Source organism: Brevibacillus borstelensis, from assembly GCF_036700025.1.
Classification (GTDB): domain Bacteria; phylum Bacillota; class Bacilli; order Brevibacillales; family Brevibacillaceae; genus Brevibacillus; species Brevibacillus borstelensis.
The window spans coordinates 4,150,473-4,174,047 of the sequence record NZ_CP144922.1 but is presented as its reverse complement, the minus strand read 5'-3'; the positions used below and the strand labels follow the sequence as shown (position 1 = coordinate 4,174,047).

Annotated in this window: 19 protein-coding genes and 1 other annotated feature; of the genes, 12 read left to right on the top strand and 7 right to left on the bottom strand. The window is 53.8% G+C overall.

Going from position 1 to position 23,575, the window contains the following annotated elements:
• The first annotated feature begins 114 nt into the window (after positions 1–114).
• Positions 115–392 (top strand) — a binding site (T-box leader).
• 50 nt (positions 393–442) lie between these two features.
• From pheS to larB, 5 genes are all read left to right on the top strand, one after another.
• Positions 443–1,477: a phenylalanine--tRNA ligase subunit alpha gene (gene pheS, locus V5G20_RS20065; protein ID WP_003387789.1), complete on the top strand. Its 1,035-nt coding sequence runs from the start codon at positions 443–445 to the stop codon at positions 1,475–1,477.
• A gap of 20 nt (positions 1,478–1,497) precedes the next feature.
• Positions 1,498–3,921, top strand: a complete 2,424-nt coding sequence (gene pheT, locus V5G20_RS20060) for a phenylalanine--tRNA ligase subunit beta (RefSeq protein WP_338461937.1) — start codon at positions 1,498–1,500, stop codon at positions 3,919–3,921.
• Between the two features lie 92 nt (positions 3,922–4,013).
• Positions 4,014–4,283 carry a cell division protein ZapA gene (gene zapA / locus V5G20_RS20055; RefSeq protein WP_003387787.1) on the top strand — a complete coding sequence of 90 codons (270 nt, stop codon included), beginning with the start codon at positions 4,014–4,016 and terminating at the stop codon, positions 4,281–4,283.
• A gap of 82 nt (positions 4,284–4,365) precedes the next feature.
• The gene (gene larE, locus V5G20_RS20050) at positions 4,366–5,229 is read left to right on the top strand and encodes an ATP-dependent sacrificial sulfur transferase LarE (protein ID WP_024984392.1); all 864 of its coding nucleotides are present in this window, start codon (positions 4,366–4,368) and stop codon (positions 5,227–5,229) included.
• Positions 5,222–5,971 (top strand): nickel pincer cofactor biosynthesis protein LarB, encoded by a 750-nt coding sequence (gene larB, locus V5G20_RS20045; RefSeq protein ID WP_003387785.1) that lies wholly within the window; start codon positions 5,222–5,224, stop codon positions 5,969–5,971. The genes larE and larB overlap by 8 nt, the downstream gene beginning before the upstream one ends.
• Before the next feature lie 48 nt (positions 5,972–6,019).
• Here larB and V5G20_RS20040 read toward each other — a convergent pair whose 3' ends face one another.
• Complete coding sequence (locus tag V5G20_RS20040) at positions 6,020–6,394, bottom strand: phage holin family protein (protein ID WP_003387784.1); 375 nt, start codon at positions 6,392–6,394, stop codon at positions 6,020–6,022.
• A gap of 157 nt (positions 6,395–6,551) precedes the next feature.
• Between V5G20_RS20040 and V5G20_RS20035 the strand changes: the two genes are divergently transcribed.
• The 4 genes from V5G20_RS20035 to V5G20_RS20020 all read left to right on the top strand — a co-directional run bounded on the left by V5G20_RS20035 (position 6,552) and on the right by V5G20_RS20020 (position 11,216).
• Positions 6,552–8,909: an endonuclease MutS2 gene (locus tag V5G20_RS20035; protein WP_338461933.1), complete on the top strand. Its 2,358-nt coding sequence runs from the start codon at positions 6,552–6,554 to the stop codon at positions 8,907–8,909.
• A gap of 65 nt (positions 8,910–8,974) precedes the next feature.
• The gene (locus V5G20_RS20030; protein ID WP_003387782.1) at positions 8,975–9,385 is read left to right on the top strand and encodes a DUF350 domain-containing protein; all 411 of its coding nucleotides are present in this window, start codon (positions 8,975–8,977) and stop codon (positions 9,383–9,385) included.
• 15 nt (positions 9,386–9,400) lie between these two features.
• A complete protein-coding gene (locus tag V5G20_RS20025) occupies positions 9,401–9,706 on the top strand; it encodes a 2Fe-2S iron-sulfur cluster-binding protein (RefSeq protein WP_031932313.1) in 306 nt (101 codons plus the stop codon).
• Positions 9,707–9,917: 211 nt separating this feature from the next.
• Positions 9,918–11,216 (top strand): nucleotide sugar dehydrogenase, encoded by a 1,299-nt coding sequence (locus V5G20_RS20020; protein WP_338461929.1) that lies wholly within the window; start codon positions 9,918–9,920, stop codon positions 11,214–11,216.
• 96 nt (positions 11,217–11,312) lie between these two features.
• On the opposite strand, the gene V5G20_RS20015 is transcribed toward V5G20_RS20020, so the two are convergent.
• A complete protein-coding gene (locus tag V5G20_RS20015; protein WP_024984389.1) occupies positions 11,313–12,140 on the bottom strand; it encodes a M55 family metallopeptidase in 828 nt (275 codons plus the stop codon).
• A gap of 354 nt (positions 12,141–12,494) precedes the next feature.
• Positions 12,495–13,634, bottom strand: a complete 1,140-nt coding sequence (locus V5G20_RS20010) for a glycosyltransferase (RefSeq protein WP_003387776.1) — start codon at positions 13,632–13,634, stop codon at positions 12,495–12,497.
• A gap of 195 nt (positions 13,635–13,829) precedes the next feature.
• On the opposite strand from V5G20_RS20010, the gene V5G20_RS20005 reads away from it, so the two are divergent.
• Complete coding sequence (locus V5G20_RS20005) at positions 13,830–15,200, top strand: glycosyltransferase family 4 protein (RefSeq protein WP_338461926.1); 1,371 nt, start codon at positions 13,830–13,832, stop codon at positions 15,198–15,200.
• Positions 15,201–15,348: 148 nt separating this feature from the next.
• Entirely contained in the window at positions 15,349–16,515 is a 1,167-nt protein-coding gene (locus V5G20_RS20000; RefSeq protein WP_238986203.1) for an MFS transporter, read from the top strand.
• Positions 16,516–16,668: 153 nt separating this feature from the next.
• Here the strand turns inward: V5G20_RS20000 and V5G20_RS19995 are convergent, their stop codons facing one another.
• From V5G20_RS19995 to V5G20_RS19985, 3 genes are read right to left on the bottom strand one after another with little or no spacing between them, the layout of a single operon-like run.
• Positions 16,669–17,478, bottom strand: coding sequence for a hypothetical protein (locus tag V5G20_RS19995; RefSeq protein ID WP_003387773.1), 810 nt, complete (start codon positions 17,476–17,478; stop codon positions 16,669–16,671).
• Positions 17,471–19,102, bottom strand: coding sequence for a hypothetical protein (locus V5G20_RS19990; protein ID WP_003387772.1), 1,632 nt, complete (start codon positions 19,100–19,102; stop codon positions 17,471–17,473). Before V5G20_RS19990 ends, V5G20_RS19995 begins: the two co-directional genes overlap by 8 nt.
• A gap of 10 nt (positions 19,103–19,112) precedes the next feature.
• Positions 19,113–20,378, bottom strand: a complete 1,266-nt coding sequence (locus V5G20_RS19985; RefSeq protein ID WP_003387771.1) for an O-antigen ligase family protein — start codon at positions 20,376–20,378, stop codon at positions 19,113–19,115.
• A 173-nt stretch (positions 20,379–20,551) separates the two neighbouring features.
• On the opposite strand from V5G20_RS19985, the gene murJ reads away from it, so the two are divergent.
• Complete coding sequence (gene murJ / locus V5G20_RS19980; RefSeq protein ID WP_003387770.1) at positions 20,552–22,081, top strand: murein biosynthesis integral membrane protein MurJ; 1,530 nt, start codon at positions 20,552–20,554, stop codon at positions 22,079–22,081.
• Here the strand turns inward: murJ and V5G20_RS19975 are convergent.
• The gene (locus V5G20_RS19975; RefSeq protein WP_311067659.1) at positions 22,056–23,438 is read right to left on the bottom strand and encodes a phenylacetate--CoA ligase family protein; all 1,383 of its coding nucleotides are present in this window, start codon (positions 23,436–23,438) and stop codon (positions 22,056–22,058) included. The genes murJ and V5G20_RS19975 overlap by 26 nt on opposite strands.
• Positions 23,439–23,575 lie beyond the last annotated feature (137 nt).

Genomic DNA, 23,575 nt, shown 5'->3' with positions numbered 1-23,575 from the left:
GTCCCCTTCCCAAAGAGGGTATTTCGTAGGAGCCGGGCCGAATCATCATGCAACATTTGTATAATTGAAAGTTAGCTTAGGTTGCGCTATAATTTTCCTACAACTGCATTATAACGCAAAGCGATGACAGAGACTAGTACGCAGGACCTATAGTTTTTCAGGGAGGAGATGCCGTTGACTGAAAGCATCCCACACTATAGCTGCCGAATTCACTCTCGAGCTGGCCCCTGAACAGTATTTTAGGAACAAAGTAGGGGGTAACCGGGGCAACCCGTTATCATGAACGAGTGAAGCAAAGCCGTATGGAGGGCTGGAGGACCAGGATCGTGTCTCCGCAGCCGTATGGCTCTGTTTAACAAGGGTGGTACCGCGAGTAATGACTCGTCCCTTTTTGGGGCGGGTCTTTCTTTTTTTACCAAAATCAGTAAAGGAGCGATATGACGTGCAAACGCGGTTACAGGAAATGAAACAGTCTGCCCTGGCCCAGATCAGCCAGGTCGCGGATGGGGCGCAGCTGCAAGAGCTGCGTGTAAAGTATCTTGGCAAAAAGGGGGAGCTGACAGAGCTCCTGAGAGGAATGGGAAGCCTGAGCCCGGAAGAGCGTCCTGTCGTAGGCCAATTGGTCAATGAGGTTCGCAGTGCATTGGAGGAAGCCTTTGCCGGCAAACAGGCAGCGCTGGAAGAGGCGCAGCTCGCAGCCAAGCTCGCCTCCCAGTCGGTGGACGTTACTCTGCCGGGACGCCCGATCCCGGCAGGTACAATGCATCCGCTCTCCCGCATCATCGAGGAGATCGAGGACATTTTCATCGGCCTTGGCTTTGACATTGCCGAGGGGCCGGAAGTAGAGCTGGATCACTTCAACTTCGAGATGCTCAATCTGCCCAAGGACCACCCGGCTCGCGACATGCAGGACTCGTTTTACGTGACGGAAGAGATTTTGATGCGGACTCATACATCGCCTGTACAGGCTCGCACGATGCTGAAAAAAGAGGGGAAAACACCCGTCAAGATTATTTGCCCGGGTAAAGTGTACCGCCGCGATGACGATGATGCGACCCACTCCCATCAATTCACGCAAATTGAAGGGCTCGTAGTCGACAAGGGAATCCGGATGAGCGATTTGAAAGGAACGCTGCTCACGTTTGCCCGTCAGATGTTCGGACCGAATCAGCAGGTCCGTCTGCGTCCCAGCTTCTTCCCGTTTACCGAGCCGAGCGCGGAAGTCGACCTGCAATGCTTCAAGTGCGGTGGAGAAGGCTGCCGCGTTTGCAAACAAACAGGCTGGATCGAAATTCTCGGCTCCGGCATGGTGCACCCGCGTGTTCTGGAGATGGCCGGCTATGATCCGCAGGAAGTCAGCGGATTCGCCTTTGGGATGGGTGTTGAGCGGATCGCCATGCTGAAATACGGCGTCGAAGACATTCGCCATTTCTATACAAATGACGTACGTTTCTTGAAACAATTTAACCGGTCCTAGAAAGGAGAGTCGAAAGAGTCATGAAGGTATCTTATCAGTGGTTATCGGAATACGTCGATCTGCATGACATCACACCTTACGAGCTGGCGGAGAAATTGACCCGCAGCGGAATCGAAGTGGATGCGGTCGAACCGTGCAATGCGGGAGTTTCCCAAGTTGTAGTCGGCTATGTAAAGGAAAAGAGCAAGCATCCGGATGCTGACCGGTTGAATGTATGCATCGTGGATGCAGGGCAGGGAGAGGATCTGCAGATCGTGTGCGGAGCTCCCAACGTCGCTCAGGGACAAAAGGTTCCCGTCGCTCTGATTGGAGCCAAGCTGCCTGGAGACCTGCATATCAAGCGCTCCAAGCTGCGCGGCGTAGAATCGCAGGGAATGATTTGCTCGGCGAAAGAATTGGGCCTCAATGACAAGCTGCTTGCCAAAGACCAGCAGGAAGGCATCATGGTTCTGCCTGAGGATGCAGAAGTAGGCATGGACGCCGTTTCCTATTTGGGCATGGACGATTACGTGCTGGAGCTGGGCTTGACGCCAAACCGCTCCGACTGTCTGAGCATGCTCGGTGTCGCCTATGAGGTGGCCGCCATTCTCGGCCGCGAAGTGATTCTTCCGGAGATTGCAGTCGTCGAAAATGGCGAAGACAATCCGGTTACAGTGGAGATTGAAGCAGAGGACGAGTGCTATCGTTACGTAGGACGCCATTTTACGAATGCCGTGATCAAAAGCTCTCCGCAATGGATGAAAAACCGTTTGATGGCAGCAGGTATCCGTCCGATCAACAACGTCGTGGACGTCACCAACTACGTTATGCTGGAGTACGGACAGCCGTTGCACGCATTTGACGCGGCGATGGTAAAAGACCGCTCCATCGTGGTCCGTCTCGCGGAAGAGGGTGAAAAACTGGTAACGCTGGACGATCAGGAGCGCGAGCTGGATAGTCAAACGCTGTTGATTGCCGATCGCGAAAAAGGACTGGCTATCGCAGGTGTCATGGGTGGAGCCAACTCTGAAATTACACCGGAAACCAAGGAAATTATCCTGGAGGCTGCCTGGTTCACGCCGCAGACAGTCCGCCGTACATCTCGCAAGCTGGGAATGCGGACAGAGGGCTGTGTCCGCTGGGAAAAGGGCGTCGACCAAGCGCGCGTGCAGGAGGCTGGAGAACGTGCAGCGTACCTCATCCAGCAGCTTTCCGGCGCTACGGTTTCCAAGGGCCAGGCTACAGCGACGGTCCGCGAGCCGAAGGCGGCCGTCGTATCGGTCACCTTGAGCAAAATCAATCAGCATCTGGGAACCGCTCTGTCCGCAGCGGATGTTACGCCAATCTTTGACCGCCTCCAGTTCCCTTATGAACAAAACGGCGAAGAATGGGCCGTTACCGTTCCGACGAGACGGGGGGATATCATGCTGCCGGAGGATCTGGTGGAGGAAGTAGCCCGCCTTTACGGGTATGACAACATTCCGACCACCCTTCCAGAAGGGATGACCACACAGGGTCAGTTGACATATGAGCAAAAAATTCGCCGGACGATCCGCCGTCATTTGATCGGAGCAGGCTTGAACGAAGCGATTTCATATGCCCTTCTCCACCCGGAAAAGGCAGAAGAGGTCGCCGGACTGCATGAGATCGCTGCCAAGCCGATCCCGCTTGCGATGCCGATGAGCGAAGAGCACAGTGTGCTTCGCATCAGCCTGATTCCAAGCCTGTTGCAGACCGTCTCCTACAACAAGAACAGACAGAATCACAATGTCTCCATTTTTGAGCTGGGACGCGTGTTCCTGAGCACGGAGGAAAAGCTGACACAGCTTCCGGAAGAGCGCCTTTACCTGGCCGGGGCACTCACTGGCCAATGGCTGCCGACGAACTGGATGGGACAGACGCAAGCGGTTGATTTTTACCTGCTGAAAGGTTTGGTGGAATCGCTGTTCGCAAGTCTTGGTATCACCGGCGTGGAATACCGCGCCCAAGCGAATCTGGCCGGGATGCATCCGGGCCGCACGGCAGAGGCATGGGTAGCTGACCGCCGTCTCGGATACTTCGGGCAGGTCCATCCTGCTACGGAAAAAGCGCATGATCTGGCTGAAACGTACGTCTTCCAGTTTGATGTGGAAGAGCTGACGAAGGCGGCTGCACCTGTGGGCCATTACAACCAGCTTCCGAAATACCCTGCTATTACGAGGGATCTGGCGCTGGTTGTCAACCGCGATCTGCCCGCGTATGCGCTGGAGTCCGTCATCTGCAAAGCCGCCGGAGACTTGCTGGAATCGCTGACGCTGTTTGATGTGTATACAGGTGAACGTATCGCAACCGACAAAAAGAGCATGGCCTTCTCCCTCGTATTCCGTCACTCTGACCGGACACTGCAGGACGAAGAGGTCCAGCAGGTGACGCAAGCCGTCGTCGAAGCGTTGCGGACAGAGACGGGTGCTGAGCTGCGGATGTAAGGAGAACTTGACGAAACCTGACATTTTCAGTAACCTAATCTGAGATACAATGGTACGGAAGTCTCAGAGCTGTTTTGGAGGAGGAAGCCTTCGTGCAAGGTGATGGTAAGAATCGGTTGACAGTAGATATATATGGTCAGCAGTATCGGCTCAGTGGAAAGGCAAGTGTGAACCATATGCGCATGGTAGCCGGATTCGTAGACGATAAAATGAATGAAATCGGAAAAGGCAACCATCGCCTGGACACGGCCAAAATTGCCGTACTTACCGCAGTAAACATCGCAGACGAATACTTCCGGTTGCGTACTGAGTACGAAGCGCTGTTGAAGATGCTTCAGGAGGATGCGAACGATCCATCATAGATGTTTGGAAAGAGGGGCTTTTTGCCTCTCTTTTCCCTATTGTCGCAAGCTTGACAATCACGAACGGAGAGGAGCGCGACTGATGAGCAAAGAAGCGTTGGTGGAGGCTGCAAGTCAGCTGACTCTGGAACAAAAGAACGAAAAGCTGGGAGAGATTCTTCGCGAGATGGGCAGTGTCCTGATCGCTTTTTCGGGCGGAGTGGACAGCACCTTTTTGCTGGCCCGCGCCGTTGAAGAATTGGGGGAGTCCGCGATTGCCGTCACAGCAGCATCGGAAACGTTCCCGACACGCGAATTTGAGGCCGCCAAGCAGCTGGCAAAGCAGCTCAAAGCCAGATTTGTCACGACTGAAATCCGCGAAATGGAAAACCCCAATTTTGTGGCAAATCCGGTCAACCGCTGCTTTTACTGCAAGGACGGATTGTATGAGCATTTAGGGGAATTGGCTGAAAAAAATGAATGGAATGCCGTTATTTGTGACGGCGCCAACATGGACGACTTGGGCGATTACCGCCCGGGGAGAGTAGCAGCCGTTCAACGGGGCGTGCGCAGTCCGCTGCAGGAAGCCGGACTTTACAAGGAAGAGCTTCGGCAGTTGTCAAAGCAAATGGGGCTGTCCACTTGGAACAAGCCGTCTTTTGCTTGCCTGTCTTCACGTGTTCCGTACGGTTCGCAGATTACACTGGAAAAAATCGATCAAATCGATCGGGCGGAGGGCTTCTTGATGAGCCTCGGTTTTCATCAGGTCAGGGTGCGCCACCACGAGACCATTGCACGAATCGAGATCAGTCCGGACGATTTTCCGCGCTTGCTGGAGCATCGGGAAAGCATTGACCGCGAGCTGCGGGCGATCGGGTTTCAGTACGTAACCCTCGATTTGTTCGGATACAAGACTGGCAGCATGAATGCCGTACTGCAAGCGGAAGTGAAACAGACCCATGGATGACTTGAGAAAAATTCTTCAAGAGCTGAAAGCAGGCACGATTGATGTCGAACATGCGCTAGAGCTTGTTCAAGGAAGCAGCCGTCTGGATTATGCGACCCTTGATCTTGATCGAAAGAAACGAACCGGTTTTCCCGAGGTCGTATACGCGGCAGGCAAAAGCGCAGAGCAACTCGTTGGAATATTTGCCCGATTGAGAGAGCACCAGGAATTGGTTCTGGCTACACGCGTCAGTGATGAGCAGGCGGAAGCGGTGCAAAAGCATTGGCCGGACGTTCGGTACGAAAGAGAGGGCAGGCTGCTGATCAGTACAAAAAGTCCGCTGAAGCCCGTCCGCGAAGGCTATGTAGCGATCGTGGCTGCCGGTACCTCCGATTGGCCAGTTGCGCAGGAAGCGGCTTGGACGGTGCGCTGCTTCGGCAGTGAAGCCAGAGTCATCGCAGACGTCGGTGTAGCGGGGATTCACCGTTTGTTTCAGCGGCTGGATGAGATTCGCGCTGCGGCTGTGATTGTCTGCATCGCAGGCATGGAGGGAGCATTGGCAAGCGTTCTGGCGGGACTCGTAGACAAACCGGTCATTGCCGTTCCCACCAGCGTCGGCTACGGAGCGAATTTTGGAGGTATGGCAGCCCTGCTGTCCATGCTGAATTCCTGTGCAAACGGCGTAGCTGTCGTCAATATTGACAATGGCTTTGGAGCCGGCTACCTGGCAGGAATGATCCACAGACAAACGGCGTCTTCATAAAACCGAAAGCAGAGCCAACCCGATGGTTGGCTCTTGCACTATACGAACTCAGGTTTCTTGCCTGTTTCCGGCGTCGCCATTGCGCAAATCCATATGTGTCTTGATCGGAATAAACAGGTCGATGATTCCGATCACGAGGGAAGCGAGCAGAGCCCCGAGGATGGTCACATAGAAGCCGGTAACGACAAATTGGGTCAGGTAAATCACGACTGCGCTTACAAGGAAACCAACAATCCCGCGATTGTATGGAGAGATGCGATCACCAAAGAATGCCTCAACTACCCATCCCAGCAGTGCGATAACTACTGCCGCAATGAGAGCGGTCCAGAAGTTGTTAACCGAAAAACCGGGTACGAGAAACCCGACGAACATCAGTACGACAGCAGCAACCACAAAACGGATAACGTGGCGTAAAATCGTCATACGTGTGATCCTCCTTTGCAGATGTTGATTCCTTCTCATTTTGGCTGATTTTAAAGGGAACTATGCCGTGGAAATCGCGTTAAATTATTCTTGCCGCAAGCTCCGTGATATAATACGAATGATTGGTTTTTTCCAAGCGATAAAGGAGGCACCACTTGTGGAACAACGGGTTTTAAAAACCTTGGAATACGAAAAGATCGTCGCGCTTTTAATGGAAAAGGCGACGTCCATATACGGGAGAGAAAAAGCGGAAGCGCTGCTGCCGTTCTTGCGGATCGAAGAAGTCCGGTCCGCGCAGCAGGCGACTAGCGAGGCAGTGACGGCGCTTCGGCTGAAGGGAAGTGTTCCGCTCGGAGGCATCCGCGACATTCGCGCACCAATTCAGCGGGCGCGTTTGAATGCCATGCTCGCTCCCATGGAATTGTTGGCAATAGCAGGAACGATCGGCGCTGGACGCCGTTTGCGCCATTTCCTGCTCGACCTTTGTGAAAATGAGCCGCTCCCGATGCTGCAGTTCCAGGCAGAACGGATTGAAGGGCTGCGCGAGATGGAGACGGAAATCAGGCGCTGTATCGATGACGACGGTGCGGTGGTTGACAGTGCGAGTCCGGAGCTTCGCCAGGTTCGGCAGGAAATCCGCCAATTGGAAGCACGCGTCAGAGAAAAGCTGGACCAGATGACGAGATCAAGCTCCTACCAAAAGATGCTGATGGAAAATATCGTGACAATCCGCGGCGACCGTTTTGTCATTCCGGTCAAACAGGAATATCGCCATGTATTTGGCGGGATTGTGCACGATCAATCGGCATCGGGCGCTACCTTGTTCATCGAGCCGGAAGCAGTCGTGACGATGAACAACAAGCTTCGCGAGCTTCGTCTTCGCGAGGAGCGGGAGGTAGAGCGCATCCTCTATACGCTGACAGAGCTTGTCGCGCAGTCCGTAGAGGAACTGAAGGAAAATATTGATGCATTGGCCGAGCTCGACTTTATGTTTGCCAAGGCTCAGCTCGCTGGAGCGATGAAGGCTGTATGCCCGAAACTCAATGACCGTGGGTACCTGCGCCTGAAAAAGGCCCGCCATCCGTTGATTCCCCATAATGCCGTCGTACCGGTTGATGTGGAGCTGGGCGGAGCTTACAGCGCAATTGTAGTGACTGGTCCCAATACAGGCGGGAAAACGGTATCGCTAAAGACAGTCGGACTTTTGTCGATCATGGCGATGGCAGGATTGCATATTCCTGCGGAGGAAGAGAGCGAGGTTACCGTATTCTCGTCTGTTTTCGCCGACATAGGAGACGAACAGTCAATCGAGCAGAGCCTCTCGACTTTCTCCAGTCACATGAAGAATATTATTCACATTCTCGCTTCGATGGATGAGCGGAGTCTTGTGTTATTTGACGAGCTGGGTGCAGGAACGGACCCGACCGAGGGTGCAGCTTTGGCGATGTCGATTATCGATCACGTCATCCAACGCGGAGCCCGGCTGATCGCCACTACGCACTACAGCGAGCTGAAGGCGTACGCCTATGACAGACCGGGCGTGATCAATGCGAGCGTTGAGTTTGATGTGGAGACGCTCAGGCCGACCTACAGACTTCTCATCGGTGTCCCGGGACGGTCGAACGCGTTTGCGATTGCCAAGCGGCTCGGCTTGCCAGAGGAAATCATCGAAATTGCCAAAGGCTCGATCAGCGAAGAGGACAATCAGGTCGAGAGCATGATCGCCTCCCTGGAGCGAAACCGCAAAACGGCTGAAGCGGAAAGGGAGACTGCCGAAGAGCTGCGGCGCGAAGCCGAACGTCTGCGCCAGCAGCTTGAAGAAGAGCGGGCTCGCTTCGCCGAAGAGAAGAACAAACGGCTGGAGGAAGCGGAGGAAGAAGCCCGCATCGCCGTTCAACTGGCAAAAGAGGAAGCCGAAGCCGTTATCCGCGAGCTGCGGAGCATGATGAAGGAAGGCGTCGAAATTAAAGAGCACCGTTTGATCGAGGCGAAAAAACGGCTGGGCAGCGCCGTCATGGAGCTTGAGAAGGAAAAGGTGAAAAAACCGGCAAAAGCGGTACGGGCCACGCAGGTCAAAGTCGGCGACGAAGTCATGGTAACAAGCTTTGGGCAAAAGGGAACTGTGTTGGAAAAGGTCGGGGGAGACGAGTTCCTCGTCCAGATCGGCATTATGAAAATGAAGGTCAAGCGGGACGACATGAACGTCCTCAATTCCATCAAAGCCCCTCAGCAAGCCGTGGAGTACACCGCTGTAAAGCGAAGCAAAGGCACTGCCAAGCTGGACCTCGACCTGCGTGGATACAATGTCGAGGACGGGATTCGGGAAATCGACCAGTTTCTGGACGAAGCGCTCTTGGCCGGCTTCCACTCTGTATCGATTATCCATGGACACGGCACAGGGATGCTGCGAAAAGGGGTGCACGAGTATTTGCGCCAGCACCGCAATGTGAAATCGTTTCGCTTAGGCGGTCAGGGTGAGGGCGGCGTCGGAGCAACGATCGTCGAGCTGAGATAACCCGGTGACGGGTTGAACGTCGGCTCTAGCCTGTCCTGATTTTCTTTTGTGCAGGGAGGTTCTGGATGGAACAGTTGTTACACAATCAGTATTTGGGGACGTTTGCCTACTATACCGTTACCGGGCTTGCGATGATCGTTTTTCTTTCCTTGTTTGAGCTTGTGACCCGGTATCAGGTGTGGCAGGAATTAAAACGGGGGAACCTCGCTGTCGCCATGGCTACTGGTGGAAAGATGTTCGGGATTGCCAATATTTTCAGCTATTCGATCCAGCACCATGACTCCATCGGGCAAGCGTTGATTTGGGGAACTTTCGGTTTTTTTCTCTTGCTGGGCAGCTATTTTATTTTTGAATTTATGACTCCAAGCTTCAATGTAGATGAAGAGATCGGCAATGACAACCGGGCGATCGGTTTTATTGCGATGGTGCTTTCTGTCGGTTTTTCCTTTGTTATCGGTGCCAGTTTGACGAGATAACGGGAGGCGAGAAGAATGGATCAGTCAGGGTGTGTGACAGTTACCGTCGTTCAGGGAGAAGAGCGCAGCCATCTGTCAGTGAGGACGGGGGAAAATTTGCTGTTGGCCATGGTGCGGGAGCGTTTTCCGGTAGATTTTGCCTGTACTACGGGAAAGTGCGCCACTTGCCGATTGCGAATGGAAATTCCCCCTGGTTCAGCAAGCGAACCCTCTCCTACAGAGCGGTATCGTTTGGGAGCGGACTTTGCAGCCGGACTGAGGCTGAGCTGTCAAGTGTATGTCACAGGCCCGCTGACCGTCTATTTGCCCACGAATGGCTAGGGACGTTTCCCGTTGAACCATTTGCCGATGGAGAGTATAATTAGACTTTGGCAGAATGTAACGAGTTAGGGGAAGAGGAGGCATGGCCTTGGAAACGCTGTACAAGGTCCTCATCGCATTATGTGTAGTGTTTATTGCGGCAGGGGTTTATTATCTGTCGTAGGCAATGCACTCAACCTATAACCAGAGAATATGAAAGAGGAGATACTCAATGACTCAGCCAGTACGCGTTGCTGTTGTCGGATTAGGGTTTGTCGGACTGCCGCTTGCGCTCACTTACGCCCTGAAAGGGGCACATGTCGTCGGTGTGGACGTCGTACCGCATGTAGTAGATGAGATTAACAAAGGGCATTCCCATCACCTGGAATCCTACCAAGGCAAAACTTTGGCGGAGATTCTGCGGGAGCAAATCGCCGCTGGCCGCTTTCGTGCGACCACTTCCTATGAAGAAGCTGCAGCCGAGGTTACGAATTATATCGTGACGGTCGGACTGCCGGTCTTCAATGGTGATCCTGACCTGGGACCGCTCAAAAACTGTGCGGAAACGCTCGGGAAAGTGTTGAAGAAGGGCGATTCGGTGATGATCCGAAGCACGGTCGTTCCGGGGACGACAGAAGAAGTGATCAAACCGATCCTGGAAGAAGCAAGCGGACTTCAAGCCGGAACGGATTTTTACCTGACATACTGCTCCGAACGCATTGCCGAAGGACGAGCTTTCGAGGAGTTCATTCATATGCCTCTGGTCCTCGGCGGGATCAACCCGGAGAGTGCAGAGAAGGGGAAACAGCTGCTTTCCGTGATCAGTGAAACGGAAATCACTATTTCTGATATTCGTGTGATTGAAACGGCGAAAGTCATTGAAAATATTCAGCGTGACGTGAACATCGCGATGGTTCAGGAATTTGCCCGTTTTGCCGAGTCTTTCGGGATCGACACGTTTGAGCTGATTCGCATCGCGAACACGCACAAGCGCGTGAACCTGCTGACACCGGGACCTGGAGTGGGCGGCTTCTGCCTTCCAAACGCACTGTACTACCTGCAGCCGAAAGCGAGAGAGCTGGGTGTTCCGCTCCCGCTCTTGCGGTTGGCCCGCACGACAAACGACAGTGTGCCTGGCGTTTTGGTGGACATGCTGGATAAAGCGCTGCAGAATGCCGGCAAAACATTGGCAGGGAGCCGTGTGACTGTGTTTGGACTGGCGATGAAGGACTTTTCCAACGATGACCGGGTAAGTCCGGTCCATGATCTGATTGCTGCATTGAAGGCCAAAGGAGTCGACGTTCGCTCCTACGACCCGGCCGTACCAAACCGCTACGACCACAAGAAAGAGACGGTCGAAGAAGCTGTTCGCGGAGCAGACGCCATCATGCTGACGGCTATCCAGAAGGAATTTGCCGAGCTGGATTGGGACAAAGTGATCAGTCTGATGAGTTCGTCTCCTGTTTTGTTTGATACCAAAAACCGCATCCCGCGCTCGCTTGACGAGCAGGTGACTGTAGTCCGAATCTAACCGAAGAAAGGTTCGGGTTTGCATGAAAAAGGCTCCGCCGGTTTCCAGCCGGCAGGAGCCTTTTTCATATCGAAGGTACTTGATAAGCCAAATTGGTTAGAAAAATTCTGCGCCAGATGCGAGATTGATCATAGCCCGCATCGTTTTGTAAAGGTCGTGCTGATCTTGCGGCGTGTAGGAAACGATCCCTTTTTCCGCATCGTAGCGTGCGCCTGGCACAATCGCCGCCATTTCGGCTTGTCCGGCATGCGAAAATTCAATCGAGAGCTCAAGCGGTTGAGCGAATTCCACGGGCTTTACTTGTGCTACTCGGGAAAGAGCCCGCTTGGTCTGGCGTTTTAATTCCGCTGTGGCCTCGTCACGGGAGAGGCAGAGAGCAGAGGTGCGGGAAACTGCTGTTTTTACGATAGCCGTACTGATTTCCGGGATGAGCTGTTTGGCTTCCTTTGCAATCAAGTCATCGCCGGAAACAAGACAGACCGGAACGCCATACATACCGGCATAGACGGCGTTGAAGCCAAACTCTCCTACGACCTGTCCGTTGATGTACATGTTGCGAACAACCCCGGACATCGTGTGGCTGAGTACGCCCGGGACGCCCTGACGTGTGTGGTAGCCGATGAAAAAAGCGGCGTCAAAGCTCTGGTCCAGGCCCTGCATCATGGAGTAATCGCGTGGTGAGCCGGCCAAAAGCTTCGCTTCGGGGTGCAGCGACTCCCAGAGGATGTTATTCATCGTATTGTGGCTGTCGGCTACAACGATCTCTGTAGCTCCCCACTCCAGCGCTGCTTCGATCACTGCATTGGCGTCTTCGGTCATGAATTGACGGCCTCGTGCATAGTTCATGCCTGAATCTGGATTGATATAAGATGTGTCGACAATACCGGAGATTCCTTCCATGTCTACGGAAAGAAACAGTTTCATAGCCATTCGCCGTCCTTTCTAGCAATTCTGAATCATTCTTTCTTATCAAAACAGATTGTTTCCATACAGGCAACAGAAAAATGGAAAAACGTTGCAAACAGTTGGACCAAAAGCGAATGGTAAAAGCAAGAAGGGAATGCTCGACACAAAAAACAGCAAGGGAATGCAGAACGGAAGTAAGAAGCGAATGCAAGGAACGAATGCACATGGCCAAAAAGCGAATGCACAGGCCCAAAACCGAAGTCAACGAAAAAAGCACGGGGCCCGCTAAAGCCAACGCCGTGCTTTTATCTGTAAATCGCATGGTTTTTTTGCCATAATCCCAGTGTTGCTTTGCTCGGCTGCCAGCAGCGTTTATGAAAGCAGACGACGGTACAGAGCCAGTGTTTGTTCAGCCATGTGCTGGATTGTAAAGGTCTGCTCCACTAAAGTCAGGGCATTGTGGACGAGCCGCTCCCGCAAATCCGGCGATTGCAAAATGGTTTTCATCGCTTCGGTCAATCCTGCCACGTCACCGGGCGATACGGCAAGACCGGTTTGTTTGTGTGTAACAAATTCTTTGACTCCGCCGACGTGGCTGGCTACGACAGGCACTTCAGAGGCCATCGCTTCGATGATCGTATACCCCAGTCCCTCGTACAAGGAAGAATGGACAAAGGCGTCACATGCATGCAGACACGCCGGGATATCCTGGCGGAACCCGCCGAAGCGGACCCTTTCTTCCAGACCGTGCTCACGGACTTTCGCCTCCAGGACGGCACGTTCCGGACCGTCTCCGACAAGGACCAGATAAGGGATCGGACCTTCCTGCATCTCCCTCGCCAATTGAGCAAATGCATCCACCAGAAGCGGGAGTCCTTTCACAGGCACAAATCTCGCGACCGTCCCGAACAAAAAGGCATCGGCTGGAATTCCCCATTCTGCTCGAAGGGAGGCCCGGTCTGACGCACGCAGATGTGTCTGTCTGTATGGAGAAAGGTCTGTTCCGTTGTAAATGACGCTGATTTGCTCTCGTGGAACGCCGTCCTTGTGCAAAATCTCCGCAATCGCCTCGCTGATCGCGATGTAGTGACGGTTCCATCGACGTGTACCTCGTTCCATCAAGGATACGAGCGCATAGGCCAGCGGATGGGCGTAGTCATAGCGAAGCGAGCTGTGTACGGTCGTCAGCAGTGTCGCTCCGCTTCCCCGGGAGGCCAGTCTGGAAAAGAAGTTGGCTTTTACGCCATGTGTATGTATGAGATGTGGCCCAAAGGAACGAAATACCTCTCGCAACGCCTGTAGAAGCCGTACGTCAAAACGCCCGAATCGGTCCAGGGCAATGACAGGCACACCTGCTTTGCGCAACTCGCTGGCAAACAGGGAGTCGTAAAAGCAGACGACGGCCGTCTCCACTTCATCCGCAGGAAGAGAAGACAATAAATTGAGGATATGCTGTTCCGCTCCGCCAAACTCTCCTCCGCCGATAACATGGAGGACTCGCAGTTTATTCATGACAACTCCACCCGAACCTTCGTAAAAAAAAGCTTCTCACCGAAGCTCTCTCGTATCAAAAACAGGAAAAATCCCGATCGTCCAATAAAAACAAAACCATTCTCACTATAGCAGATGACTGGTTTATTCGCAATAACACGGGACTTGTGGTATCTTGATGAAGGAGAAAAACGACGATACAAGGAAGGTTTGCTGATGAAAACTCACAGCGTGCTGCTCATATGCTATTATTTTCCGCCCATTGGCGGCGGAGGGGTGCCGCGGCCGTTAAAAATGGCGAAATACCTCGGAGAGTTCGGCTGGAATGTACATGTGCTGACAGTCGATCCCGTTTACCATGCGACATTGGACCCGTCCCTGCTGGCTCAACTTCCGGATGATGTGAAGATTCATCGGGCGAAGGAGTTGCAGATCTTGCCGCGAAGAGGCGGGGGAGCTTCTGCGGGACAGAAAGGTGCAGCAAAGGCGGCTGCGAGCACGGAACCGGCGGTGGTTCGAACCAGTCTGAAGAGCAAACTAAGGCAAGGCATTGTACAAATGTTGAAACAAGTAAAACCGTACCTGTTGATCCCTGACGACCAGATTTTGTGGCTCCCGCAGGCACTCAAGCTGGGCCGAGAGATTATGCGCCGGGAAAAAATAGACGCGATATTTTCGACGTCGGGCCCGGTGACCAATCATTTGATTGCCCAGAGGCTGGCCGAGGAGTTTGGATGCAAGTGGGTCGCCGATTTCCGCGATCCGTGGACACAAAATATGCATACCTCGGGAATCGCCTGGAGAGAGCGCCTGGAAGAGCGGATGGAAGAGAAGGTTATGGCAAGGGCGGATGCGATTACAACTGTGACAGCGACATTTGCCCAAAACTTCAAGGCAAAGCATGGACACCGTATACGGCGGATGGAGCTCATCTATAACGGGTTTGACCAGGCCGATTTTGAGGGATTGGTTCCACAGCATACCGTACCAGGGAAGTTTCATGCCGTTTATGCGGGCATTTTGTACCAGAAGCGAAATCCGCGCCTTTTGCTGAAAGCGATCCACGAGCTGATTGAGGAAGGGCAGGTTGACCGAAAAGACCTTTTGCTCAGTTTTGCCGGCGTATTCGACTATCCGGGTTATTCGGAAAATCGGGATTGCGTGGAAGCGTTGGGCCTCGGCGATATTGTCCGGGTATTGGGGAATCTGCCGCATAAAGAGGCGCTTGGTCTCATGAAAGGGGCGGACGCCCTTTTGCTCATCGGCGATGTCTCGCCCGATGCCGGAGCGTACATCCCGGGCAAGCTGTATGAATACATGGGAATCGGCAAGCCGATCCTGGCTCTGAACAAAGCCGGAGAAGCTACCGGAATCATCGAAACGTTCCACTTGGGACAAGTTGCCGACCCGGAGGACCAGGATGCGATGAAACAGGCATACCTCAAGCTGTATCAGGCATGGAAGGAACAAGGTGAGATCGATGCGGCTGACCGTGGCGTGGAGTTTGCCGAACGGGTCAAGCCTTACGAGAGACGCGAGCAAGCACGTCAACTGGCGCAGTTAATGAGTGAGCTGCTGGCCAAGTGACAAACAAGGATAGGATAAGACAAAATAAAATGACAGCCCCGTCCGACAACCTGGCGGGGCTGTACATCTTAAGAATTGACCGTTGCAGGGAAATCGTTGTATGTATGTTGTGCATCCTTTGCTTTGTGCAGGGAGCGGTTACGGGAGAGTGAGTGAAAACGAGCATATGATGGCAATTCAAGCATTAAGGGCTTATAACTTTTTCTATTTTTCGCTGTTGTCCATATTTATATCGTTTCTGCCGGTATATCTCGCATTTCGCGGCGTAAGTCCTGCGCAAATCGGAATATTGATCGGCATGGGATCGTTCATCGGAATATTGTCGCAACCATTTTGGGGCATGGTCAGCGACAGGCGCAAGACGATAAAAAGGGTGATCCTCGTAACGCTGGGCTTGTCTCTCGTCGTGGGATTCACCCTGCTCCAGTCTTCACAGCTGTGGCTGCTGTTTGTTTTGGTGGGAGCGATGTATTTCTTTATGCTTCCGACCGATCCGCTGACGGAGAGCTTGAATTACCGCGTAGCTGAGCAGCACGGCATCCACTTTGGATCGGTCAGGACCTTCGGCGCGATCGGGTATGCCTCTGCCTCGCTGATCATCGGTTTTACCGTGGACAGAATCGGGATGGAGAACCTTTTTTGGGTATACGCCGCGTATGGAGGGCTTGCCTATCTCCTGTGTCTCGTTGTTCCCGATGCACCTGTCAGCGGCAAGCGGCTTTCAGTGGCCGATCTTCGCCGGTTTCTCACCTATCCGGCGACTCTGCGCTTCTTTCTCCTGGTCCTGCTTGCGGCCATTCCTCATCGTACGAATGACAGCTTTCTCGGCGTATATGTACAGAGCTTGGGCGGAAATACGGGCATGGTAGGCTTGGCCTGGTTTGTGGCAGCGATCAGCGAGGTGGCCTTCTTCGCGCTGAGTCCGCGCCTGCTGCGAAACGGAAACGAGATCAAGATGATCACTCTGGCATCGGCCATCTACGCCATCCGGTATTTTCTTTGTGCAGCTTTCTCAGACCCGATGCTGGTGGTGTTTCTCCAGCTTATGCAAGGGATCACATTTGTCATTTTTTACACCGCCAGCATTCAGTACTTGTACCGGATTATCCCGGAGGAATGGAAGGCGACAGGACAGACGGTGCTTGCCGTTATTTTCTTCGGCATTTCCGGCATCATCGGGTCGTTTGGAGGCGGCTGGGTCTTTCAGCATTGGGGCGGAGCGGCGCTGTATCAGGTGATGGCGGTTTGCTCGGTGTTGGGTTGCTTGTATAGCGTGATGCTTTGGAAGAGACAACCGAGCGAGGGCACCCAATAGCTCTGGGGCTGTGGGCAAAAATGATGATCCGAAAGAGCGAGTGCAGTCATTCTCTTCGGTGCTGAAATAAATAGAGAGGCCGTGGCCCGAGCAGATATCTGCCTGGCCGCGGCCTCTTCCTTTAAGATGAAACGCTGATTTTCTTCCCGTGCGTTAATAGAGCAAGTACTTCTCGACTTCTTCTGGATCCTTAATTTCGATTCCAGAGTCATTGTATTTGAACATCTGGAAGAAGATTTGCTGGTCCATCGTGCCGCCTTCGGGCATCGGCAGGATGATCCAGGTTTCGTACTGATGGAGCAGGCGGTCATCCTTGCCGATCCAGAACGTCGTTTTAATGGTTGATTCCTTCAAAATATAATCCAGGTCGGGCCGATCTCCCAACTGCTTTTTCAAAGACTCAAAGAGCGGACTGTTGCTCTTTTCCAGCCACTCAGCTCCGGTTATCTTCAGCTGGAAGGGTACGCAGACGGTTCCGTACACCTTGTCGTCATTGAGCTGCACGGCTTGATCCAGGAACGGGAGCCAGTCGTCAAAGCCTTTGAGTACATCAAACTCGAGAGGCGTCTCCCGCGCCGTCATCCAGGCGTCTTTGACGCGAACATAGTTCTTGTCTCCGATGCGGTAGTACTGGTAGTCCTGACGGGCGATCCGGGCGTCCACGTTGTAACCGTCAGGGTTGCGGACAGCGCCGTTAAACATGCTGGTTGTCGTGCGGGCCATGATGTAGTTGATCACGTGTCCCTTGTACCAATATTTCTGTGCATTCGGATCGGTTTTTCCTTTTTCCAGCGCTGTCTGAAGCCATTCAGTCGCAGATTCCGTCTGTGCGGGAGTACTGTCCGTAGCCCCGTAATTGGTCAGCGCGAACGACTTTGGACCCGACTCATAGGTGCAGCCTGTCAACAGCGAAGCGGAAACGAGAGCAGACAGAGCAAGCAGCGCGGTGGTCCGTTTACGCATGGCGAACCCTCCTTACGATCCCGTATCCAATCAATCCGATGAACAAGAGACTGACGAGCGGAACGACTGGTACATTGTGGCGTTTGAATACGAGAATGCGGTGCTGGTCATAGATGGAAGCAACGATCTCGTTCGATTGGTCACCGTCGATGTCGCCGATTTGAATGTTGAGCAGAGGCATGTAAATGCGCCAGTTATGCTCCAATCCTTCCGGTGTATAGGTATAACCGGACAGATAGCGGGTCTTGTTCATGCTGACCCAGCTTTTCGCTTGAGCGATGAGCTCCGGTTGGTCTTCATTGCCCACTTTGGCATAGTTGGTAAAGCTGAAGCTTTCGTCGCCTTCCTGACTCGACCACAAAACGTCCCATTTTCCATCAGGCATCGCTTTCAGGATGTAAGACGGCTTGTTGCCGATCAGCAATTCATCCGCACCGTCATTGTCCACATCGGCCGGAATGAATCGGGCAGTCGCCAGTGCAGTCTCCTTGCGAGTCAATGTGTATGCTTCGACAGTCGTACCATCCGGCTCTACAGCCAATACACTCATGTGTTCGCCCATGATCATGAGACCCTCGCGTCCGTCCGGCAGCTTCATCGTGTCGAGAATTCTCGTTGCTTTCGTCGTAGCGGCAAAAGGCTTGCCTTCGTACGTACCGCTCAGCAAACCCTCACGGATGCTGAGATCCTTGAACTTCGTTCCCAAAGAGAGTCTGCCATCCATATTGCCGTTATTTTCGGCCAGCTTGTCCCCGATGTTTTGCAGGTCCAGCAAGAGGGCACGATACGGGGCGGTGCCGATCTGCAGCATGCCTTCCGCAAAGGATTGACGCTGAACATTTGGCACCAGCTGGTCATCTTTCATCGTATAGTACGGGAATCCCGGAAAATCTGATGGCAGTTTTTCTTTAACAGCTGTCAATGTTTCGGCCGGAATCTGATCATTTGGCATCCGAACCAGCTTGCCGTCCTGCCACTTCATCACGTACAGAGAGAGCGGCTCAGCCTGCAGGTGAAGCAGTTTGTCAGCCAGCGCCTTTTTCTCTTCCTCTGTCTCCGGTTTCGGCGCTTCTTCATCCGGGAGAGGAAGCTCATCGGCATTGCCGTACGTAATAATTTCCTGCTTGCCGTCGCCGTCTACGTCATGAAGGGCGATCGGGAAATAATCGACCCAGCTTCCGTTGTACAGGCGATCAGACTCGTATTTCACCGTAAAGTGACTGAGTGCGTACAGGTTATCGCGATAAAACGTCGTGTTTGCAATGACGGCGATCAGCACGAGTGCGCCGACGGCTTTCCAGCTCAGGCGTCCGTACCACTTCGCCAAAGCGGCAACCACGATGATCGCAACGGCGCCGCCAACGATGACTGCGACCATCGATTTGACATCAAGCTGGGTCAATGACCGATCCAGGAGCAGAAAGCCCAGCGAAAAGACGACAATCTGCCTGCGCTCGTCCGGATGCGGCAAATAGTAGCAGAGGGCGAGCAGCGGCAACAATATAACCAATGCGATCCAGGACAAGTCGAGGAACGCCGGCTTCACCAAAATATGATAGATCAGGAACAGGGCGATGGCGTACAAGGCCCAGTTCACTGCAGACAAAGCTCCATTTCGTTTCATGGGCGTAAGCTCACCACCTTTTCTCGTTCGTTTGATCGGCGTACAGCGCTACCAGGAAGCCGCCAAACAGCCAGAAGTAGAGTGACATGAACGGCACTTCGAAAATATTCTCCACGGTATTGTGGAGTACGACTGCGACAAGGCCTCCGAACAGTCCCAGGACCATGAAAAACTCAGGCTTGTTGACCAGGGAGCGGACCACGCGAGCCGCGTAGCGGAGGATCATGACGATCAGGCCGATCAGCATGCCGACCCCGATCAGGCCAAGCTCCGCAATGCTCTTGAACAAATAGCTGTCCGTGTAAATCGTTCCGAAGTGACGTGACCCGACGGCACCGCCATGGTGACCCAGACCGACGCCAAACAATGGTTCCAGCCTCATTTTGTCGTAGGCATCAACCCAACGCTTGAGTCGTCCGGCCTGTGCACTAGCTTCCATGTACTCCGGAGTAAACAGCGTGAAAATCCGGTTTTTGATCGTTCCGACGAGCGGTACGGATTCAGGCACCACGAAATAGAGAGCGAGAACTCCGACGATTCCGGCAAGGACCAGATAGCCAGCCCAGCGCTTCTTCCAAATGTAAAAGCAGGCAAACAGCGCGGCGGCCAGAGCGATCCACGCACCCCGCGATCCGGTCAGGACCAGCGCCAAAAGCGAAGACAGGGCGACGACGATCCAGAGCAGCCGTTCTTTTCCATTATCTACATACAGGGCAAGTCCGACAGAAATAGGTGCGATCAAGGCCATGTAACTGCCGAGAACGTTCGGGCTGGTGACGAATGAAAAGGCCCGGGTTGTGGTCGACTCGCCCTCCTGGACCCAGCCCATCGGCGTTTCCACACCCAATATCACCTGGGCGATCCCGTACAAACCTGTGATAAAACCGATCAGCGACAAAACCTTCAGCATATTGGCCATCTGCTGTCTGTCCGCCAGCAGATAAAAACCAATGAAAAAGGCGATCATGTACTGATAGACGGCGCGAAAGCCCTCGACACTCGCATCCCAGTTGGTCATATCGGTTACCATCAGGGCGATGCCAAAGACGATGAACGCGATAAACGGGTGCTTGATGGATGGCAGCTTGCGTGCGCCTTTGAAATAGGCGGCAAACGCAAACAGCAGGAGGACAATCAGTAGCCCCTCATCCCATAGCGATGATACGACAGGTATCGGCAAGAACTTGCGCAAGACGTAATCGATAAGGGGATAGGCCATAAGCAAAGACAACCACGTAATAGGGCGGCTCCCCCACTTCAACACAGTCTCTCTCATTTGTTTTTAAATCCTCCTACATTGGATTAACTCATCCATTATAATGAATTGACGTTCGTTGTCGCAAGGCGGCGGGGAAAGAGATTGGTAGGATTGAGAGAAATGCGATATGATAGCAGGTGTATTTGCCTGTTGCAGATGTATTTGGTCGCAGAGATGGGAGAATCGATTTTATGAGTTTGCTAAAAACAGCCTCGATGATTATCGTGCTGACATTGGTCGGCAGGCTTCTGGGCTTCTTTCGCAGCATTTACGTAAACAGCCTGTATGGAACGGATAAACTTACCGACGCCTTCAACACGGCGGCAACGATTCCGCTTGCCTTGTTTCTGGTCATACCTGGCGCGATTAACGCCGTACTCATCCCGACGATGCGGGGGATGCTGGAAAAAGAGGAGCGAACCGGTGAGCTTTACCACAAAATGCTGACGATTGTACTCGTCGTATTCACGCTGATCGCGGTGCTCGGCATTTTGTTTGCGGAGCCGATCGCGATGCTGCTGGGAACAAAAGGCGACACCCTGGCGCTCACGGCGGAAATGCTTCGCTGGATGTGGCCGTCGGCGATCTTTATCGGGCTGACGGGATTGTGGTCCAGCGTAAGCAACGCACACCAGCATTTTTTTACGCCGACGGTTTCCGCCGTAGCGAACGGAGCCGTGGTGATCGTGGGCATGTACTTGCTGGTGCCGCATTACGGCCCGGTAGGCCTTGCAATCGCGACGACACTCGGTTATCTCGCTGCCATGCTGCCGATGCTCGTCACGCTTAAGCAATTTGATTACAGTCACCGGCTCGCCTTTCACTGGAGAGAAGACCGCGCTTTGCGGGACATGGGCGAGCGCGTCATTCCGATCCTGATCGGGGCCGTCGTGGCCCAGGCGACTACGTTCCTGGAAAGAGGCTTTGCCAACGGCCTGGAAGGGGGCAAGCTCAGTGCGCTTGCCAACGCCAATCAGCTCGTCCAAATGCCGATGGCGATTTTCGTCGGCGCTTTTACACTGCCGCTGTTTCCGCTGCTTGCAAGCTTTGTGAAGCGGGGGGAGATGGACCAGATGAAAAGCACCCTGCAGAAGGGGCTGGCCTACCTGCTCATCCTGCTTTTGCCCGTCAGCGTCGGCTTTATTGTCTACGCCGAGCCGATTATCAGGCTGGCCTTTGAGAGAGGCGCTTTTGACGAGCGTTCCGTCATGCTGACGGCCTGGGCGCTCCCTTTCTACGGATTGGCTCTGTACGGACTGGCTGCCCGGGACCTGATCACGAGGGCGTTCTACGCTTTGGAAAATACGCGGACACCAGTGCTCATCGGCGTGGTCGGGATCGGCGTGTACGCTGTCGCCAACTACTTGCTGATTCCTGTGCTGGATCACGGAGGAATTGCCCTGGGAACGGCCATTTCCGCATTCAGCCAAGCGATTTTGCTGTTTATTTTGTTGTGGCGCAGGATCGGCGTTCTGGTACAGAAAAGCTTCCTGCTGACGGTCTTGAAAACGCTGGCTGGCTGCGTGGTCATGGCAGCAGTCTTGATCGGTGTGGACCCCTGGCTGTCAGCTATGCCGCTCTGGCTCTACATGCTGACAGGAATTGGCGGCGCTGTAGTCGTGTACTTTGCCGTCCTGACCATCCTGAGGGAGCCGCTCGTCTCGGAGTTGCTGCAGAAGGTCTTGAAAAGGCGGTCTACTCCGGCCGGGGGGACACAGTAAGCGGGCATTCCCGGATGGCGTATCTGGTTTTGCCAGACGGCGTTGGAGGGATGTGCTTCACGTATTCTAATCGGATACTGGCGTCACCCAAGGCAGAGCGTATGCCTTGGAGAACTTTTTCTTCGTCATCAGCCCGAAACCGCTCAGGGTGCTTGACCAGACGGAGCGTCAATCGGTCAGGCTCGTGCTGGACGAGCTGAAACGTCCGGAAGCTCTCCATATTGCGGATGATGTGATTGATAAAATGGCCGTGGACAAAGGAGCCCCGCATGGAAACGAACATATCGTCGACCCGGCCGTCGATTTCCTGAAGCACAGGATAATTGATGCCGCATGTGCAATTCTGTGACGAGAGTGCGAGCATATCGCCCAGTTGATAGCGCAGGCGCGGCATTACGCGATTGTGCAGGTCGGTCACCAGCAGTACGCCGACTTCCCCGACGGGCAAAGGCTCTCCGGCAACAGGGTCGACGACTTCCAGATAGCAGTTTTCGCTGAACGCATGCATGCTGCCAGCCGGACACTGGTAGGCGATGATCCCGCCGTCTCTCGCGCCGTATTCATTGACGACGGGAGCTTCAAATGCTTCTGTGATCACTGCGCGCTGGTGATCATGCAGCGTTTCTGCGGTAGAGACGACCGCCTTGAGGGGAAACCCCAGCCTGAGCCCGGCTTGCTGCATGAGTTCGGCGAACAAGGCAAGAGCGGAAGCGTAACCGTAAAGGTAGACGGGACGAAAGCGGCGGATTGTCCTCACATGCTCTTCGATTCGGGATTGGTCCAAATCGTAGGCGGGGATCATCAGCCTGTTTTTCAGCCAGCGCTCCTTTAGCTGGTAGCGGCGGGCGTCCTGGCGGTTCAGCTCGATCGGCGAGCCCCAGATCATCACGGAAGGGTCGCCGATCCGGATGCCGTACCATGACAATCCGAGCCAACGGGCAGCCTCGTAGCGTTCCACCGTAGGCCGGTCGAGGAAAAAACGGGTCGGCTCCCCGGTCGAGCCTCCTGTCCGGTTGGGGATCAGCTCACCCGGGTTGGCCCCTATCGTCAAATAACGGTCGGCCTGCTCCCGAAAACGGCTCTTCTCAAGCTGGGGTAGCCGCTGCAGGAATCGGGCTGGCTCCTCGCTATTCCCTGCCGCATGCCATTCCTCGGCAAACTCGGTATAGGCAGGGACGTGATGAACAGCGTGTTCCAGAAGCCGGCTCAGCTTGGCCGACTGGCGAGACTTTAGGTTTTCAACGGAGAGGGCTTGCGCCTCGCGCAGGTCATGCATATAGACACGTGTTCGATTTTGCTTGAAACGCTCCATTAGCGGCCATTGAACGTTTCGAATCAAAGAACCGGTCAGGGGCATAGGAAATCCTCCTTTTTCGGCAGATAATTCAAAGTTGTGCCTTGGTTTCTATTCCCTCAGTATTCCTGCCGAATTGGGACCCTATACCTGTTTGCCACTAGAGCCGATTGATAGTACGATAGAGAGTGGATTTCAAC

Coding starts and splice junctions, on each gene's coding strand:
- V5G20_RS19990 (WP_003387772.1), bottom strand. CDS start 19,102: ATGAAACGAAATGGAGCTTTGTCTGCAGTGAACTGGGCCTTGTACGCC.
- V5G20_RS19975 (WP_311067659.1), bottom strand. CDS start 23,438: ATGCCCCTGACCGGTTCTTTGATTCGAAACGTTCAATGGCCGCTAATG.
- pheT (WP_338461937.1), top strand. CDS start 1,498: ATGAAGGTATCTTATCAGTGGTTATCGGAATACGTCGATCTGCATGAC.
- V5G20_RS20020 (WP_338461929.1), top strand. CDS start 9,918: ATGACTCAGCCAGTACGCGTTGCTGTTGTCGGATTAGGGTTTGTCGGA.
- V5G20_RS20030 (WP_003387782.1), top strand. CDS start 8,975: ATGGAACAGTTGTTACACAATCAGTATTTGGGGACGTTTGCCTACTAT.
- V5G20_RS20010 (WP_003387776.1), bottom strand. CDS start 13,634: ATGAATAAACTGCGAGTCCTCCATGTTATCGGCGGAGGAGAGTTTGGC.
- murJ (WP_003387770.1), top strand. CDS start 20,552: ATGAGTTTGCTAAAAACAGCCTCGATGATTATCGTGCTGACATTGGTC.
- V5G20_RS20025 (WP_031932313.1), top strand. CDS start 9,401: ATGGATCAGTCAGGGTGTGTGACAGTTACCGTCGTTCAGGGAGAAGAG.
- larB (WP_003387785.1), top strand. CDS start 5,222: ATGGATGACTTGAGAAAAATTCTTCAAGAGCTGAAAGCAGGCACGATT.
- V5G20_RS20005 (WP_338461926.1), top strand. CDS start 13,830: ATGAAAACTCACAGCGTGCTGCTCATATGCTATTATTTTCCGCCCATT.
- V5G20_RS20040 (WP_003387784.1), bottom strand. CDS start 6,394: ATGACGATTTTACGCCACGTTATCCGTTTTGTGGTTGCTGCTGTCGTA.
- V5G20_RS19995 (WP_003387773.1), bottom strand. CDS start 17,478: ATGCGTAAACGGACCACCGCGCTGCTTGCTCTGTCTGCTCTCGTTTCC.
- larE (WP_024984392.1), top strand. CDS start 4,366: ATGAGCAAAGAAGCGTTGGTGGAGGCTGCAAGTCAGCTGACTCTGGAA.
- V5G20_RS19985 (WP_003387771.1), bottom strand. CDS start 20,378: ATGAGAGAGACTGTGTTGAAGTGGGGGAGCCGCCCTATTACGTGGTTG.
- V5G20_RS20015 (WP_024984389.1), bottom strand. CDS start 12,140: ATGAAACTGTTTCTTTCCGTAGACATGGAAGGAATCTCCGGTATTGTC.